Annotated in this window: 14 protein-coding genes and 1 pseudogene; 5 read left to right on the top strand and 10 right to left on the bottom strand. The window is 69.0% G+C overall.

Features of this window, described 5'->3' with window-relative positions; genetic code table 11:
- Positions 1–57: 57 nt before the first annotated feature.
- Positions 58–654, top strand: coding sequence for a hypothetical protein (locus J2S43_RS21525; protein WP_306831928.1), 597 nt, complete (start codon positions 58–60; stop codon positions 652–654).
- A 132-nt stretch (positions 655–786) separates the two neighbouring features.
- Here J2S43_RS21525 and J2S43_RS21520 read toward each other — a convergent pair whose 3' ends face one another.
- Both J2S43_RS21520 and J2S43_RS21515 read right to left on the bottom strand, forming a co-directional pair.
- On the bottom strand, positions 787–1,935 hold the full coding sequence (locus J2S43_RS21520; protein ID WP_306831926.1) for an aminotransferase class I/II-fold pyridoxal phosphate-dependent enzyme: 1,149 nt from the start codon (positions 1,933–1,935) through the stop codon (positions 787–789).
- A 43-nt stretch (positions 1,936–1,978) separates the two neighbouring features.
- Complete coding sequence (locus J2S43_RS21515; RefSeq protein WP_306831924.1) at positions 1,979–2,503, bottom strand: snapalysin family zinc-dependent metalloprotease; 525 nt, start codon at positions 2,501–2,503, stop codon at positions 1,979–1,981.
- Positions 2,504–2,626: 123 nt separating this feature from the next.
- Between J2S43_RS21515 and J2S43_RS21510 the strand changes: the two genes are divergently transcribed.
- Entirely contained in the window at positions 2,627–3,583 is a 957-nt protein-coding gene (locus tag J2S43_RS21510; protein WP_306831922.1) for a quinone oxidoreductase family protein, read from the top strand.
- Between the two features lie 34 nt (positions 3,584–3,617).
- On the opposite strand, the gene J2S43_RS21505 is transcribed toward J2S43_RS21510, so the two are convergent.
- Both J2S43_RS21505 and J2S43_RS21500 read right to left on the bottom strand, forming a co-directional pair.
- A complete protein-coding gene (locus tag J2S43_RS21505; protein ID WP_306831920.1) occupies positions 3,618–4,547 on the bottom strand; it encodes a diacylglycerol/lipid kinase family protein in 930 nt (309 codons plus the stop codon).
- A gap of 108 nt (positions 4,548–4,655) precedes the next feature.
- Entirely contained in the window at positions 4,656–5,150 is a 495-nt protein-coding gene (locus tag J2S43_RS21500) for an NUDIX domain-containing protein (RefSeq protein ID WP_306831917.1), read from the bottom strand.
- Positions 5,151–5,209: 59 nt separating this feature from the next.
- On the opposite strand from J2S43_RS21500, the gene J2S43_RS21495 reads away from it, so the two are divergent.
- Together J2S43_RS21495 and J2S43_RS21490 are read left to right on the top strand one after the other, a co-directional pair.
- Entirely contained in the window at positions 5,210–6,415 is a 1,206-nt protein-coding gene (locus J2S43_RS21495) for a GAF domain-containing sensor histidine kinase (RefSeq protein WP_306831915.1), read from the top strand.
- Complete coding sequence (locus J2S43_RS21490) at positions 6,412–8,724, top strand: PAS domain S-box protein (RefSeq protein ID WP_306831914.1); 2,313 nt, start codon at positions 6,412–6,414, stop codon at positions 8,722–8,724. Before J2S43_RS21495 ends, J2S43_RS21490 begins: the two co-directional genes overlap by 4 nt.
- A 76-nt stretch (positions 8,725–8,800) precedes the next feature.
- Here J2S43_RS21490 and J2S43_RS21485 read toward each other — a convergent pair whose 3' ends face one another.
- From J2S43_RS21485 to J2S43_RS42260, 3 genes and pseudogenes are all read right to left on the bottom strand, one after another.
- A complete protein-coding gene (locus J2S43_RS21485) occupies positions 8,801–9,325 on the bottom strand; it encodes an NUDIX hydrolase (RefSeq protein WP_306831912.1) in 525 nt (174 codons plus the stop codon).
- A gap of 10 nt (positions 9,326–9,335) precedes the next feature.
- Positions 9,336–10,193 carry a hypothetical protein gene (locus tag J2S43_RS21480; protein WP_306831910.1) on the bottom strand — a complete coding sequence of 286 codons (858 nt, stop codon included), beginning with the start codon at positions 10,191–10,193 and terminating at the stop codon, positions 9,336–9,338.
- 156 nt (positions 10,194–10,349) lie between these two features.
- Positions 10,350–10,511, bottom strand: a pseudogene (locus tag J2S43_RS42260) (patatin-like phospholipase family protein); the annotation flags it as partial.
- Positions 10,512–10,590: 79 nt separating this feature from the next.
- Here J2S43_RS42260 and tnpC point away from each other — a divergent pair.
- Positions 10,591–12,006, top strand: coding sequence for an IS66 family transposase (gene tnpC / locus J2S43_RS21475; protein ID WP_306827493.1), 1,416 nt, complete (start codon positions 10,591–10,593; stop codon positions 12,004–12,006).
- Between the two features lie 68 nt (positions 12,007–12,074).
- Here tnpC and J2S43_RS42255 read toward each other — a convergent pair whose 3' ends face one another.
- The 3 genes from J2S43_RS42255 to J2S43_RS21465 form a co-directional block, all read right to left on the bottom strand.
- Positions 12,075–12,431 (bottom strand): patatin-like phospholipase family protein, encoded by a 357-nt coding sequence (locus J2S43_RS42255; protein WP_370881772.1) that lies wholly within the window; start codon positions 12,429–12,431, stop codon positions 12,075–12,077.
- Positions 12,432–12,580: 149 nt separating this feature from the next.
- Positions 12,581–13,147, bottom strand: coding sequence for an NUDIX hydrolase (locus J2S43_RS21470; RefSeq protein WP_306831908.1), 567 nt, complete (start codon positions 13,145–13,147; stop codon positions 12,581–12,583).
- 635 nt (positions 13,148–13,782) lie between these two features.
- Entirely contained in the window at positions 13,783–14,679 is an 897-nt protein-coding gene (locus J2S43_RS21465; RefSeq protein WP_306831905.1) for a LysR family transcriptional regulator, read from the bottom strand.
- Positions 14,680–14,683: the final 4 nt, after the last annotated feature.

Here is a 14,683-nt window from a genome sequence, read left to right as displayed (position 1 = left end):
TGGCGAAGGGCGGCGAGTACGTGTGTACTGGCGGCGAGCCACGGGTAGGGAGGCCCCATGGAGACCGATCCGGCCAGGTCGCTCGGCATCATCGTCGGCCAAGGCCTCTGCCTGCTGTTGTGCGTCGCCGCGGTGGCGGGCATCGGCTTCGGCATTTACAAGCTGACCACCAAAAACCGGACAAACCAGCAGGGGTACGGTGCTCAGCCGCCCTACCCCGGCCAGCCGGGTTATCCGGCGCAGCCGGGCCAGCCGGGTTATCCAGGGCAGCCGGGCTATCCGGGATCGGGCTACCCGGGGCAGCCGGGCCAGCCGGGTTATCCAGGGCAGCCGGGTTATCCAGGGTCGGGCTATCCGGGACAGCCGGGCTATCCGCCGTCGTCGAGCGATCCGCAGCAGCCCTACCCCGGCCAGCCGCCGTATGACCCGCAGCAGACGTATCCCGGGCAGCCGCCCTACAGCGGCGGGCAGCCGCCCTACGACGCGCCGCCGTCGCATCCCGGGCACCACCCCCACCCGGGCCAGCAGTCCTACGACCCGCCGCCATATCCGTCGCAGGACCCGCCGTCGCCCGGCCCGTCCTCGGACTCATCGCCGTCGTCCCCGCCGGATTCGTCCTCCGGGTCATCCTCCTCGTCGTCCTCATCCGACTGACGCCGCCCGTCGGCGACGGCTTTCCGGCGGGCGGCGCGTGGCTCACCGGCCGGCGGCGAGTGGCTCACCGGCCGGCGGCGATGCTCGTCGGCCGGGGCCGGCCGGTGAGCCGGATGTGCGTTGATTCGGCGGTCACCGTGAGTCCTCCGGGGCGGCGAGGCCGGCGAAGGCGGCCGTCACCGTGTCCAGGTGGGCGTCCGTGTGGGCCGCGGTGATCGTGATACGCAGGCCGCAGCGGGCGGCCGGCGGCACCACCGGGTTGACGTAGACGCCCGCGGCCAGCAGCGCCCGCCACGCCGCCAGCGTCGAGACCAGGTCCGGCATCGGCAGCGCGACGATCGGCCCCGCGCCGGCCGGCACCGCGTGCCCCTGAGCGGCGAGCGCGGCGCGCAGACCGGCCGCGCCCGCGATCGCCCGTTCACCGCGCCACGGCTCGGCCGCCGAGATCCGCAGCGCGGCCAGCGCGGCCGCGACCGAGGCCGGCGGCGAGACCGCGCTGAAGATCTCCGGCCGGGCATGGTGTCGCAGGTAGTCGAGCACCTCCGGCGGTCCCAGCACCGCACCGCCGACCGACGCCAGCGCCTTGCTGAACGTCACGCTCAGCAGGTCCACGCCGGCCACGTCCAGCGGCCGGACCCCGAAGCCGTGCGCGTCGTCGACGAGCAGGCGGGCACCGTACCGGCGGCAGGTTCTGATCATCGACGGCAGTGGGCAGGCGTCGCCGCTCATCGAGTAGAGCCCGTCCACGACCACCAGCCGCGCCGCGTCCTCCGGGCATGCGCCCAGCCGCCGGGCGAGATCGTCCGCGGAGTTGTGCCGGAACCGCACCGCCCGCCCCGGCCCCAGCCCGGCACCGTCGTAGGCGGACGCGTGCGCCTCCGCGTCGGTCAGCACCACGTCCCGCCGCCCGGTCAGCCCCGCGATCGCGCCCACGTTCGCCTGATAGCCGGTCGGGAACAGCAGCGCCTCCGGCAGGCCCGCGGCCGCGGCCAGCTCCCGTTCCAGCTCCGCGTGCAGCGGCGTGCCGCCGTTCAGCATCCGCGACCCGGATCGCGATGTGCCGTAGCGTTCCGCCGCGTCCCGCGCCGCGCGGATCACCCGCGGGTCCGCGGCGAGCCCCAGGTAGTCGCTGGACCCGCACATGATCACGGCGTGCCCGTCCAGCTCCGCGATCGGCCCGCCCGGCCCGGCGAAGACCGGGTAGTACGGGTACATACCGGCCGTCCGGGCGGTGCGCGCCACGTCGTAGTCGCGGCAGCGCGCGAAGAGATCGATCCCCATGAGACGCAGCGTGGCACCGGGGTGCACCGGTGCCCAGCCACGATCACTTCCAGATGTACGTGCCGGCCGTGACCAGCGAGCCCGCGAACGCGGCGTTGACCTGCGCGATCTCGGTGCTGCTCGGGTTCGGGTTGCGGCAGGAGACCGGTGCGCTGGACCCGGACATCAGGTCGGTGCACAGCCCGGTGCGCCGGTCCGGCAGGCCGAGCAGATGGCCGAACTCGTGCGCCGCGATCCGCGGCTGGTAGTAGCCCTGGCTGGTCGCCTCGCGACCCATGTACCAGCGGCCGTTGCCGAGCGAGTTGACGTACGCGCGCGGCCAGCCGTTGTCCGCGTAGACCCGGATGTTCGGCGTGCGCCCGGCGGTGACCGGTTGCAGCTGCACGTTGGTGACGCGCGCGTTCCAGATCTGCGCGCCCTGGTGCACGACGGACACGAACTCCTGCGCCGTGCTGGCGTCGTAGTAGAGCACGCGCACGGCCGCGGATGCCGGCTGCGCCGCGACCAGCATGCCGCCGAGCAGTAACGCGAACGCGGCGCACAGTGCGGACAGTCTTCGTAGGACCATCACGGAACCTCGCAATCGAGTGGCGAACGGTTCCTCGACGCTATCCAGCGCACAGATGATTGTGGATATATCGGTTTCGGCCTACCGTCCGTGTGATAGCGGATAATCCGTAGACCGGGAGGTATGTCTGTGCGCGCGATCCAGATCACCGAGTTCGGCGGCCCCGAGCTGCTGACCGTCTCCGAGGTGCCGGACCCGGTCCCCGGCGACGGTGAGGTCGTGCTGGACGTGCTCGCAGCCGGCGTCAACTACGCCGACACCCACCAGACCGAGGACTCCTACCTGGCGAGGCAGGCCCTGCCGCTGATCCCCGGCGGCGAGGCGATCGTGCGCGGCCCGGACGGCCGCCGCTACGCCACGATGGTCGGCTCCGGCGCGTACGCGGAGAGGGTCGCGGCCCGCCCGGACCGGCTGATTCCGTTGCCGGACGCGGTCGGCGACGCGGCCGCGCTCGGCACGCTGGTCCAGGGCTCGACCGCCTACCTGCTGCTGCATCAGGCCGCGCGTCTGGTGCCCGGCGAGTCCGTGGTGGTGCACGCGGGCGCGGGCGGCACCGGCTCGCAGGCGATTCAGCTGGCCCGGCGGGCCGGTGCCGGCCGGATCATCGCGACCGCGTCCACGCCGGAGAAACGCGCGATCACGCTGGACCTGGGCGCGGACGTCGCGGTCGATCCCGCGTCGGACGACCTGAGGGCCGCGCTGATCGAGGCGAACGGCGGTGCGAAGGTCGACGTGGTGCTGGAGATGACCGGCGGCGCGGTCTTCGACGCGAGCCTGCGCGCGGTCGCGCCGCTCGGCCGGCTCGTGCACTTCGGCATGGCCGGCCGGGCACCCGCCACGCCGGTCGATCCGGCCTCGCTGATGCGCGCCGGCCGCACGGTGATCGGCTTCTGGCTGATCCACGTGATCCGCCGCCGCCCGGATCTCTACACGAAGGCGATCGGCGAGTTGCTCGGCGCGCTCGCGGACGGCTCGCTCCGGGCGCTGAGCGGCGGCGAGTACCCGCTGGACCGGGCCGCGGACGCGCATCGCGCGCTCCTCGGCCGTACCACCACCGGGAAGTTGATCTTGCGTCCGTGAACCCCGTGCTCCAGGACGCCCGGATGCCGGAGGTTCAGCGGTCGATGGAGTCGGCCGGGGCCATCACGCGCAGCGCGTTCGCGTCCAGGCCGATCCGCATCGGGGTCCGGCCGCGCGGCTCGCCGTCCACCTCGACCGGCGCCGGCCGATCCGTCTCCAGCCACAACTCGCCCACGGCCAGGAACAGCTCGTCGTCGAGCGTGCGCCGATGCCCGATCGCGGCGTTCCGCAGCGTCTCCCGGACCAGCCCGAACTTTCCCTGGCCACCCACCGGGTACGCCACCAGCAGCCGGTCGTCCGCGTCCGTGTCCTTCGTGATCGGCCGTCCCGCGTGGAAACCGCCGTTCGCCACGTAGAGCTGGTGCGTGCGGAACTCGTGCTCGGCACCCTCCGCGCGCACGATCACGCGCATCGGCCGGTGCCGCATCAGGAGCGTCACACCCGTCAGCGGGTACGCCCAGCGCCCGGCCAGACGCTTCAGGGGTGGGGGAGCCGCGTGCATCACGGCCGCGGAGAGCCCTACGCCGACGTGGTTGGTGAACGGCAGATCCCCGGCCAGTCCCAGGTCGACGTCCACGACCTTGCCGTCGACCAGCGTGCCGATCGCCTCGTCCAGGTCGATCGGCACCCGTACCGTGCGGGCGAAGTTGTTCGTGGTCCCGAGTGGCAGCAGGCCGAGCGCGTTCTCCCGATGCGCCATCATCCGCGCGGCCGTGCTGATCGTGCCGTCGCCGCCGCCGGCCACCACCAGGTCCGCGCCGGACTCGCGCGCCGCGACCAGCGTCTCCTCCAGTCGCCGCGGCCTGTCCACCGGGTACGCCGCGATCAGGTCGAACCCGGCCGCGAGCAGCCGCGCCCGCGCGCCCTCGTAGAGCAGCCGGCCGCGCCGGGAGTGCGTGTTGACGACCAGCACCGCTCGCCGGTCCCGGTGGATGTCCTCGGTCAAGCGTTGCTTCGTGCGCATCGGTGCGCAGCCTACCGAATGAGCTTCTTTCAACCTTGCGACCCCGGACCGTGGAGCGTCGCGTTGCCGCCCGGCCACCCGGACCAGGTCGAAAAGGCTCGACATCCATCAGACGACGCGGGGCGCACCCGCGAAGAACCGGTCCGCGACGAGCGTGTGCAGCGGGAAGCCGAGCTCGGCCGGGCCGCCCAGCACGTGGTGGCCGAGCGACTCGGGGTTGGCGAACGCCGTGGGCGCGGAACTCAGAGGTGGCAGCAGGCCGAAGATCAACACGGTGCCGTCCGGTGCGCTGTGCACGTCGAAGAGCGTGACCGTGGCCGCGTCCGCCACCACGCCGGTCTCCTCGCGCAGCTCCCGCACGACCGCGGCCTGCCAGCTCTCGCCCACGTCGACGTAGCCGCCGGGCAGCGCGGGCCGCCCGTACGCCGGCGGGATGCCGCGCCGGACCACCAGCAGCCCGCCGCCGACCGGCTGCACCGCCACCGCCACCGGGGCCGGGTTGCGGTAGGTGATCTCGCCGCAGCCGGCGCAGCGCCGGGGCCACGGCTGGTCCGGCGCGAACGCGGCGCCGCAGTACGAACAGTGGGCGTGGGGGACGGCCATGCGGACGAGGATCGCACGAAACTCCCTTCCGGCGGCGCACCGGCTGGGATCATGAGGGGATGAAGGCTCCGGTGCCCGTCGACGAACCGCAGCGGGTGGCGGCCCTGCGTGAGACGGCGATCCTCGACACGCCGCCGGAGGCCGAGTTCGACGACATCGCCGCGCTGGCCTCCGAGATCTGCGGCACGCCCATCGCGCTGGTCAGCCTGGTCGACGCGGACCGGCAGTGGTTCAAGGCCAAGGTCGGCACGGAGCTGCGGCAGACCTGCCGGGACGTGGCCATGTGCTCCTACGCCGTGGCCGATCGGGCCATGATCGAGGTCGGTGACACCGCGGCCGACCCGCGGTTCTCCGCCAACCCGCTCGTCACCGAGCACGGCGTCCGGTTCTACGCGGGCGCGCCGCTGATGATGCAGGACGGGCACGCGATCGGCACGGTCTGCGTGATGGACCACCGGCCGCGCGAGCTGACCACCGACCAGCGCCGCGCGCTGCGCTCACTCGCCCGGCACGCCGCCGCCCACCTGGAGCTGCGCCGCTACGCGGCCCGCGTGGTCGACGCCACGGACCGGCTCCGCGAGCTGGACCGGCTCAAGGACTCGTTCCTGGACAGCGTGAGCCACGAACTGCGCACCCCGCTGTCGCTGATCCGCGGTTATCTGGAGGTGCTCCTGGACGGCGACGCCGACCCGGACACGGCCCGGCGCTTCCTCGCGGTCATGCAGCGCAACGCGGACCGGATGCTGCGGCTGATCGACGACCTGCTGCTGGTGTCCCGGCTGCACGAGGACGGGCTCGACCTGGAACATACCGCCGCGGACCTGTCCGAGCTGGTGTTCCAGGTGACGGCCGCGTCCAAGCCGCTGGCCGAGCACAAGGGCATCACCGTGGTCGAGCACACCGGCACGCCGATCACGATCTCCGGCGACCCGCAGCGGCTGTCCCAGGCGTTCAGCCACCTGATGTTCAATGCGATCAAGTTCACCCGGGCGGGTGGCCGGATCGCGGTCGCGACCAGCGACGACGACGAGCCGACGCTGACCATCATGGACACCGGCATCGGCATCCCGCCGGAGGACCTGCCGTTCCTCTTCGATCGCTTCCGCCGCAGCAGCACCTCGGACCTGCTGGCCATCCAGGGCTCCGGCATCGGCCTGACCATCGTCAAGGCGATCGTCGACGCGCACCGCGGCACGATCACGATCGAGAGCGAACCGGGCGAGGGGACGACCGTGCGGGTGACGCTCCCCTGGGGGCTGTCGTGAAGGTGACCGATCGGGTCGACCGGCCGCAGCGGCTGGCCGCGGTCGAGGCGACCGGGCTGACCGGCCGGCGCGACGTGCCCGGCCTGGACCGCCTGGCCCGGCTCGCGTCCCGGCTGCTCGACGCGCCCACCACGCTGGTCTCCCTGGTCACCGCGGACCGTCAGGTGTTCCCCGGCCGGGCCGGCCTGGACATCGGCGAGACGCCGCTGTCCCATTCGTTCTGCCGGCACGTGGTCGCGGACGACGCGCCGCTCGTCGTCCCGGACGCGCGCGTCGACCCGCGGGTCAGCGACAACCCGGCCATCCCGGACCTGGGCATGATCGCGTACGCGGGCATGCCGATCCGGGGCGAGGGTGAGACGCTCGGCGCGTTCTGCGCGATCGACTCCGTGCCGCGCGACTGGACCGACACCGACCTGGCCGTGCTTGCGGACCTGACCGCCGTGGCCGAGTCGGAGATCGCGTTGGTCCGGGCCGCGCGCGAGGCGGAACGCGCCGCCACCGCGTTCAAGTCGGTGCTGGACGTGGCGCACGACGCGTTCGTCAGCATCGACCTGGACGGCATCGTGGTCGAGTGGAACCACGCGGCCGAGGACATGTTCGGCTGGACCCGCGCGGAGGCGGCCGGCCGCGTGCTCATCGACCTGATCATCCCGCCGGAGCACCGCTCCGCGCACGACAGCGGCCTCGCCCGGGTCCGCGCCACCGGCGTCTCCGCGCTGGCCGGCCAGCGCCTCGAACTGCCGGCGCTGCACCGCTCCGGCCGCCGCTTCCCGATCGAGCTGACGCTGCATGTCACGTTCGGGCGGTTCCACGGTTTCCTGCGTGACATCAGCGAGCGGCGCGCGGCCGAGGACCTGCTGCGCCGCCAGGCCGAGCTGATCGACGCGGCCCCGGCCGCGATCATCGTCCGGGACCGCGACGGCACGATCCGGTCCTGGAACCGGGGCGCGGAGGAGACGTACGGCTGGCCCGCGACCGCGGTGCTCGGCCGTAACATCCACGCGCTGCTGGCCACCGAATTCCCCTTCCCGGACGGGCAGAAGGCGGTCGAGCGCGCGCTCACCTCGGCCGGCGCGTGGACCGGGGAACTGGCCCACCGGCGCGCGGACGGCACCGAGCTGGTCGAGCTGAGCCGGCAGACCATGCGCGCCGGCCCGGACGGCGAGGCCGAGATCATCGAGACGAACGCGGACATCACCGACCGCCGTCACGCCGAGCGCGCGCTCGAGGCCACCGAGCGTCAGTTCCGCACCCAGTTCCACCAGTCCACGATCGGTCAGCTGATCATGGACTCCAGCGGGACGATCATGCACGCGAACAACGCGTTCGCCGACCGGCTCGGCCTGACGGCACCGGAGGTGGTCGGCCTGCACATCGCGGACGTCACCCACCCCGAGGACCGCGAGGAGGACGCGCGCCGGCGGGCCGGTCTGTTCGACGGCGACTTCGGCTCCTACGAGCGGGTCAAACGCCTGCTCGACGTCTACGGCCACCCGGTCGACGTGCGCGTCGCCGTGCGCCTGGTCCGCGACCACGACGGCACACCACTGCATCTGCAGGCCATCGTCCAGGACATCACCGCCCAACTGATCGCCCAGCGGGAACGCGACACCGCGCTGGCCGCGCTCACCGATCGCAACCGCCAGCTGGAGCAGGCCAACCTGCTCAAACTCGACCTGATGGGCATGCTCTCGCACGACATCGGCACACCCCTGGCCACCATCATCGGGTACGGCGAGGTGCTCACCGAGTCGTCACTGAGCCCCCGTCAGCAGGCCGCGATCGACCGGATCCTGAACGGCGCCCGCCGGATCGACGTGCTCCGCCACAACGTGCTCGCCATGTGCGCGCTCAACGCGGACCGCCTCCAGACCCGCCGCGAGCCGGTCCTGCTCGCCACCGCCCTGATCGAAGCGGTTCACGCCGCCGACATGACGGTCCCGATCTCCTGCCCGCCTGGCGTCATGGTGCTGGCCAACGCGGCCCACCTGCAGCAGATCGTGGTCAACTTCCTCTCCAACGCCGCGAAGTACGGCGGCGGCGCCACGCGGGTCACCGCCGCGCCCACGGCCGGCACCGTCGAGATCAGCGTCCACGACGAGGGCCCCGGCGTGCCCACCGCGCTGCGCGCCCACCTCTTCGAGCGCTACACCCGGGCCGCCGGCGTCACCGCCACCGGCCACGGCCTCGGCCTGCACATCGTCGCCAGCCTGGCCGAGGCCAACGGCGGCTCCGTCACCCACCGCGACAACATCCCGGCCGGCAGCGTCTTCACGCTCTCGCTGCGGCTGGCCCCACGTCCCTGAGCCCGATCGCACCACATACGTGGCTGGGGAGTGTGTTCAGCGACCGACGCACGGCACGCGGGAGTACCCGAAGTGCCTAGAACAGGGTAGCCGACCCCTCAGTGGAGGACGCGTCGAGTAGAAGCGGGCCACGACCGGAGGACTTCAGTCGCTCCACCAGACGATCCAGAAGCGGAGCTTGGGCGGTTAGCAACTTTGTCTTCGCAGCGGTAATGGGGAACCATTCAGCCCGGTCTACCTCAGGATAATCACGTATCACTCCCGAGTTTCGCGGCCACTCCATCTGGAAGGTGTTGCTTTTCAGCTGTGTGATGTCGAAATCAGTCTCGAGTGCCCATGATGTAACCACCTTCCCTCCCTTTTGCTTGATCTCTCCAAGCGTGAAACACTGCGTGAGGTCGGCCTCGATTCCGGTCTCCTCGGACAGTTCTCGTACGGCGGCGTTCAAGGGGTCGTCGTCGTCCGTGTATTCACCTTTTGGTATGCTCCATGAGCCGTCGTCCTTGCGCGCCCATAGGGGGCCTCCGGGGTGGACGAGAAGAACTTCGACCACATTATTCAGCAAGCGGAAGACCAAGATCCCAGCACTCTTCTTAGCCACATCAGTCCTTTCAGTCGGATCCGATTTGCCTTCCATCGTTTACCAGCTCTTGATACGAGTTGACAAGCCTTTCAAAAAAAGGTGATCCATGTCGAACCTCGAGCCCAAAACTGTCTTGCATTCGTAGCTTGTAAGGTTTTGTTTCGATTTGGATCCGACCCTCTGGCGTGCGGTGATCGATTAGTATCGCACTCGCACTGGGTACGTTTCGATGCACGCGAATCGACAGGTAGCCTCGAAGGTCGTGTCGAATCCCCTGGCGAAACTCGGAAAGTTGGTTGATCGACGACTCGACTCGGCGGCGCAGTTCGTCTGGAGATGTGTCGAGCGCTGGACCCAGCGTCTGGAATGTGTGCTCGACTTCAGGATCGGGCAACGAGACGCATATCTGAACGGGCCGATCACGTTGAGTGATCATGTCTCTGAATTTTTGAAGCACCCCATCCATTGTGATTCCAGTGGCAAGATTGACGCTGACCATGGTCAGGGAAACCTGCGCTAGGTCGATATACAGATCTATGGTCGGGCGGCCTCCCCGATGGGTGTGGTAGTAGGCACGTGATGGGTAGAGGCCGGTTATGTTCTCGTGAAGGGCTGGTTCGGAGACCTCCGCACGGAGTGTTGACGGTCCCACCACCTCGCGCACCTCGGAAGCCCATCTTCGGATGAGGTGCAGAAGAACCGTCTTATTCTTCTCATAATCTACCTCCGCCACGGCGGGTAGAACGCGGAGGGCGCGCTTGATGTCGTCAAGCCGTACCGGCTCCGGCAGAACGGGATTGACTCTGGCGAAGTGCTCGTGAGAAAGAAGAATCTCGGTATAGGTATCCGAGAACCAGGCTTGGGTCGACATCAGAAACTCGAGCACGAAGCGAACCGCGTCGGGCGACAGCAAGCGGAGCCTGTTTGCTTCGGATGCTGTTGTTCCGTTAGGTCGCATGCCCGTTCCGACTGACAGCAATCGTATTTCATTCAAGTGCGTCTTGTGGTGATGCTGTGCGTGAAGTACTGCAAGCAGTGACGGATTATTAGCCCACAATCCACCGTCCATGTACGACCGCTCGGAGTCGACTGGCTGCACGGCGGGGAAATATGTGGGCGCCGCAGCCGTTGCCAAACCCACATCCACCAAGGATGACTGTGGGTCGGTCGTCCGAGAGAATACCTTTCCTGCAAAAGATTCCAACGACGATGTCGGTATGTAACTGGATAGGTAGTCCGGGCGGCAGCGAGGTCCGATGTAGAGGCTGGTAGGTTCATGGGTCGTGTCTGACCTGCCGTCGCCGTCGTATGACGATCTCCTTGCGGAGAACGTGGTGTTGCGGGCGATGGTGGCGGACGTGACGGCTCGGCTGGAGCAGGCGATGGGCCGGATCGCGGAGCTTGAGGCTCGGTTGAAGCAGTCGTCGTCGAACTCGTCGAAGCCTCCCTCGTCGGACGGGTTGGCGAAGCCGTCGCCGAAGTCGTTGCGGCCGCGGTCGGGTCAGGGTCCGGGACGGCCGAAAGGCCAAGACGGGGTCACTTTGCAACGCTTCGCGGATGCGGATGTGGTCCGGCACGTGCCCGCGGTGTGCGGCGGGTGCGGGGATAGCCTGGCCGGCGCGGACGAGGTCGATATGTTCTGGCGGCAGGTGGTCGATGTGCCACCGGTGACACCGCAGGTGACCGAGCATCAGATGATCACCGTCAAATGCCGGTGTGGGCACCACACCACCGCGCCCGCACCACCGGAAGCGACGGCACCGATGGTGTACGGGCCTCGGCTGGCCGGGATCGGGGTGTATCTGCTGCACGGGCAGTTCCTGTCGGTGTCGCGGACCGCCGCCGCGCTCAAGGACCTGTTCGGGGCGCCGGTCGCCGCCGGCACGGTGGCCGGCTGGGTGAAACGCACCGCGCTGGGCATCATCGACACGGTGTTACCGGTGATCGCTGGGCGGATCATCAACGCACCGGTCGCGAATTTCGACGAGACCGGGATGCGGGTCGCCGGCCGCCTGGCGTGGCTGCACTCGGCGTCCACTCCCACGGATGTGCTCCTCGCGGTGCACACCACACGCGGCACGAAAGCGATGGACGCGATCGGGGTGCTGCCGACGTTCACCGGGGTCGCGGTGCACGACGCGTGGGCGCCGTACGACACCTACACGCACATGAGCCACGCCCTGTGCAACGCGCACGCGTTGCGTGAGCTGATCTACGTCACCGACACCGCTACCGGTCCGGTCGCCGAGCACGCCGAGCAGGCGGCCACCGCGCTGCGCCGGCTGAACCGGCTCACCGCCGACGCCACCGAGCGGATCCCCGACCCGGAGAAGCTCGCCTTCTACCAGCACGTCCTGCACAGCGCAGTCGTCCTCGGCGTCGCGGCCACCGCCACGCGGGCCAGCAAACTCGAACGCAAATACCACGCCCTGTTCGTCCGGCTCCGCAACCGCCGCGACGACTACCTGCGCTTCGTCACCGACCCCGCCGTCCCGTTTGACAACAACCGGGCGGAGCAGACGATCCGTATGCCGAAACTACGTGTCAAGGTCTCCGGCAGCATGCGCACCACGACCGGCGCCGAACACTTCGCCGCGATCCGCAGCTACACCGCCACCGCCGCCCGGCAAGGCATCGACACCCTCGACGCCCTCATCCAGGCCACCACCGGCAACCCCTGGATCCCCACCCCGGCCTGACCGGCAACCACCACCGGCCCGTAACGTGGCCCGGGGCCGCCGCGTGCCCAAATCAGCCACCTATCCAGTCACGTCGGTATTACCACCTCGATCGGAAGGTCGTCGAGCCGAAGGTTCTTGAAAATACCGACAAGGGCATTCTTTAGTCGATCGTTGTGGTACCGACCACCGCGTCGGATTGGGGAAGCTGTTTTGGGCTGGAAGATTTGTTCTCCGTGCTGCCTGTAGAGAGTGGCTATCTCCCTCGCTGGTATTCCGGCCGCAAGTGCCAACGCGATGATGCCGCCGGTTGACGTCCCCGTGATGATCTCAAAATTGCGGTTGCACTGAGTTCCGAGATCACTCTCAAGGTGCTCGAGAAAGGATGCCGAGAACACGCCACGCACTCCACCGCCCGAGATTGACAGTATGCGAGTCAAGGGCATGAAGGCCGTCCCACGCACGCCGAGCGAGTGTAACCTCTGTGATCGCGAGGAGGGTTCACGCAACCATACTGTCCTATCGATCTTTATTAAACAACATGATGAGGTTGGGCGGCTGTGGCGAGAGCTGCCCGCTTTGGTGTGTTGATCGGTTATGTCTCGGTCGAACTCATGGTGAGAACGTGGAGTAATCCGATCAAGGTGCCAGAACTCATCAGCTGATCTTGTTGCAGCAGCTGTGGAATCTTGGAGAGGGAGATCCACTCCACGCGCCCGCGCTCCAGGGGGTCCGTTGGTTCGCCTATCCGCCGGGCCCCGTGTGCGCCATAAATGTGATGAGCTGCGTCTACCAGGCCGATCGTGGGCTGATAGGTGATCAGGTGATGCATCGAGTTCGGCCGCCAGCCGGTCTCCTCCTCGGTTTCCCGTGTGGCGGCATCTGCTCCCGCTTCGCCCTCATCAATGATCCCGCCCGGAAGTTCCCAGCCCCATCGCTGAGGGAGAACACGGTAGCGCCAGAGCATGAGCACGCGACGCATGTCGTCCACGACCGCGGCGACGGCGACCTCCGGCAGTTGCACGCAGCGGTAGTCGAAGCGCTCGTGGCCTGGTGTCTCGACGTCCAGTGCCGCCACTGACACCCAGGGATCGCGATATATGGTTTTCCGACTGTGGACCTTCCAGGCCTGGGGGTGGTCGGTGTTCTTTGTTTCGTTCATGCGATGACGCTACCGCTCGGGTCTGACAAAATTGCACGCCACGTGCCCGTTTTGCCCGCTTCGTCCTTAAGTATAATGGTCAATTCTCAAACTTGTCGGGCACCCGGCGGAATGACCTGAATCCATGAGCGTGCATGGGTGGCGAGGTGGCCTTCGCCCACGTCCACCGCCAGCACGATCTGGGAAAGTTGAGCTGCGGTATCAAAGTTCTCGCGTCGATGTCGAGCTATTGGTGGACAAGACATTGTTTATCGCAGTAGTGGTGATCACCTCACATCTGCATTGAAGATCATCCAAGGCGGTCAGTCCATGACCACGGCTCGCCGATTTACTTCTGTTTGACATGCGATGCCACGACTCGGGTCGATGTCGGCTGCCTTCATGTTGTAGCCCAGTCGTTCAGGCAGGTCTACCCGCCGCTGGGCCGCGGATGGCGGCCGGGGCTGGCTCGCGCCGAACGCCAGGCGCGCGCGGTAGGCGGGCGGCCGGTGATCTGGGTCTACACGCCGGGGCCGACGGCGGCGGCCCGGACCGCGATCAGCGCTCGCCACGGCGGGCGGGGGACGGGGCAAGGCCGGTGAGTTCCAGGACAGCGGACGGGTCCCCGTATCACCGATAGGGTTTACATCCGCACGTCAGGAGGGCAGCGCGGCCACGGTCTCCCTCAGCGCGTTCAGCAGTGCCGCCGCGAGCGGGCTGACCCGCCGGGCCGGGGTCGCCACGCCCACGTAACGGATCGGGCCCGGCCGGCGCAGCGGCACCACCGCCAGCCCGCCCCGGTCCGCGGCCAGCGCGACCTGCGGGACCAGGCTGACGCCGATGCCGGCCCGCACCAGCGACTGGGCGAAGATGTAGTCGGTGCCGCGGCACGCGATGACCGGGTCGAAGCCGGCCAGCGCCGCGTAGTGGCCGAGGATGTCGTCCAGCTCGACGCAGCCGAGGATCCACCGCTCGGCCGACAGCTCGCCGAGCGCGATCTCGTCCCGGTCGCCGAGCGGGTGCCCGGCCGGCAGCACCGCCCACAGCGGGTCGTCCAGCAGTGGCGTCCACGTCAGGCCCGGGCGGTCCGGCGGCGGGCCGTCCAGGTGGTAGGCGATGGCCAGGTCCGCCACGCCCTCGCTGACCTGCGGCAGGCTCTGCTCGGTGTCGTTCTCCATCACGGTGAACAGCACGTCCGGGTGGTCCTCGGAGAAGCGGCGCAGCGCGGCCGGGAGCAGGCGCTGCCCACCGCTGGTGAACGTGGCGACCGCGAGGTGCCGGCCGGTCTCGTCGCTCAGCTTCCGCACGTCGCGGGCCGCCCGGTCCAACTCCACGATGACCGTCTCGGCGGTCTCCACCAGCAGGTTTCCGGCCTCGGTCAGGCGCACACCGCGCGTGCTGCGCTCGACCACGGCCGTGCCGACCGAGCGCTCCAGCGCCGCGATCTGCTGGGACACCGCGGACGCGGTCATCCGGAGCGCGACCGCGGCCTGGTTGAAGCTGCCGTGCCGGGCGACCTCGCGCAGCATCCTCAGGCGGTTGATGTCGATCATAAGT

The sequence above is a fragment of the Catenuloplanes nepalensis genome (assembly GCF_030811575.1).
GTDB lineage: Bacteria > Actinomycetota > Actinomycetes > Mycobacteriales > Micromonosporaceae > Catenuloplanes > Catenuloplanes nepalensis.
Note: the sequence above shows the minus strand (reverse complement) of the source record. Positions and strands in the feature narration are given on the sequence as shown.

What these genes read in the sequence shown, in the direction of transcription:
- J2S43_RS21495 (WP_306831915.1), top strand. Translation starts at nt 5,210, where the DNA reads ATGAAGGCTCCGGTGCCCGTCGACGAACCGCAGCGGGTGGCGGCCCTG.
- J2S43_RS21465 (WP_306831905.1), bottom strand. Translation starts at nt 14,679, where the DNA reads ATGATCGACATCAACCGCCTGAGGATGCTGCGCGAGGTCGCCCGGCAC.
- J2S43_RS21525 (WP_306831928.1), top strand. Translation starts at nt 58, where the DNA reads ATGGAGACCGATCCGGCCAGGTCGCTCGGCATCATCGTCGGCCAAGGC.
- J2S43_RS42255 (WP_370881772.1), bottom strand. Translation starts at nt 12,431, where the DNA reads ATGCCCTTGACTCGCATACTGTCAATCTCGGGCGGTGGAGTGCGTGGC.
- J2S43_RS21520 (WP_306831926.1), bottom strand. Translation starts at nt 1,935, where the DNA reads ATGGGGATCGATCTCTTCGCGCGCTGCCGCGACTACGACGTGGCGCGC.
- J2S43_RS21505 (WP_306831920.1), bottom strand. Translation starts at nt 4,547, where the DNA reads ATGCGCACGAAGCAACGCTTGACCGAGGACATCCACCGGGACCGGCGA.
- J2S43_RS21510 (WP_306831922.1), top strand. Translation starts at nt 2,627, where the DNA reads ATGTCTGTGCGCGCGATCCAGATCACCGAGTTCGGCGGCCCCGAGCTG.
- J2S43_RS21500 (WP_306831917.1), bottom strand. Translation starts at nt 5,150, where the DNA reads ATGGCCGTCCCCCACGCCCACTGTTCGTACTGCGGCGCCGCGTTCGCG.
- J2S43_RS21470 (WP_306831908.1), bottom strand. Translation starts at nt 13,147, where the DNA reads ATGAACGAAACAAAGAACACCGACCACCCCCAGGCCTGGAAGGTCCAC.
- J2S43_RS21515 (WP_306831924.1), bottom strand. Translation starts at nt 2,503, where the DNA reads ATGGTCCTACGAAGACTGTCCGCACTGTGCGCCGCGTTCGCGTTACTG.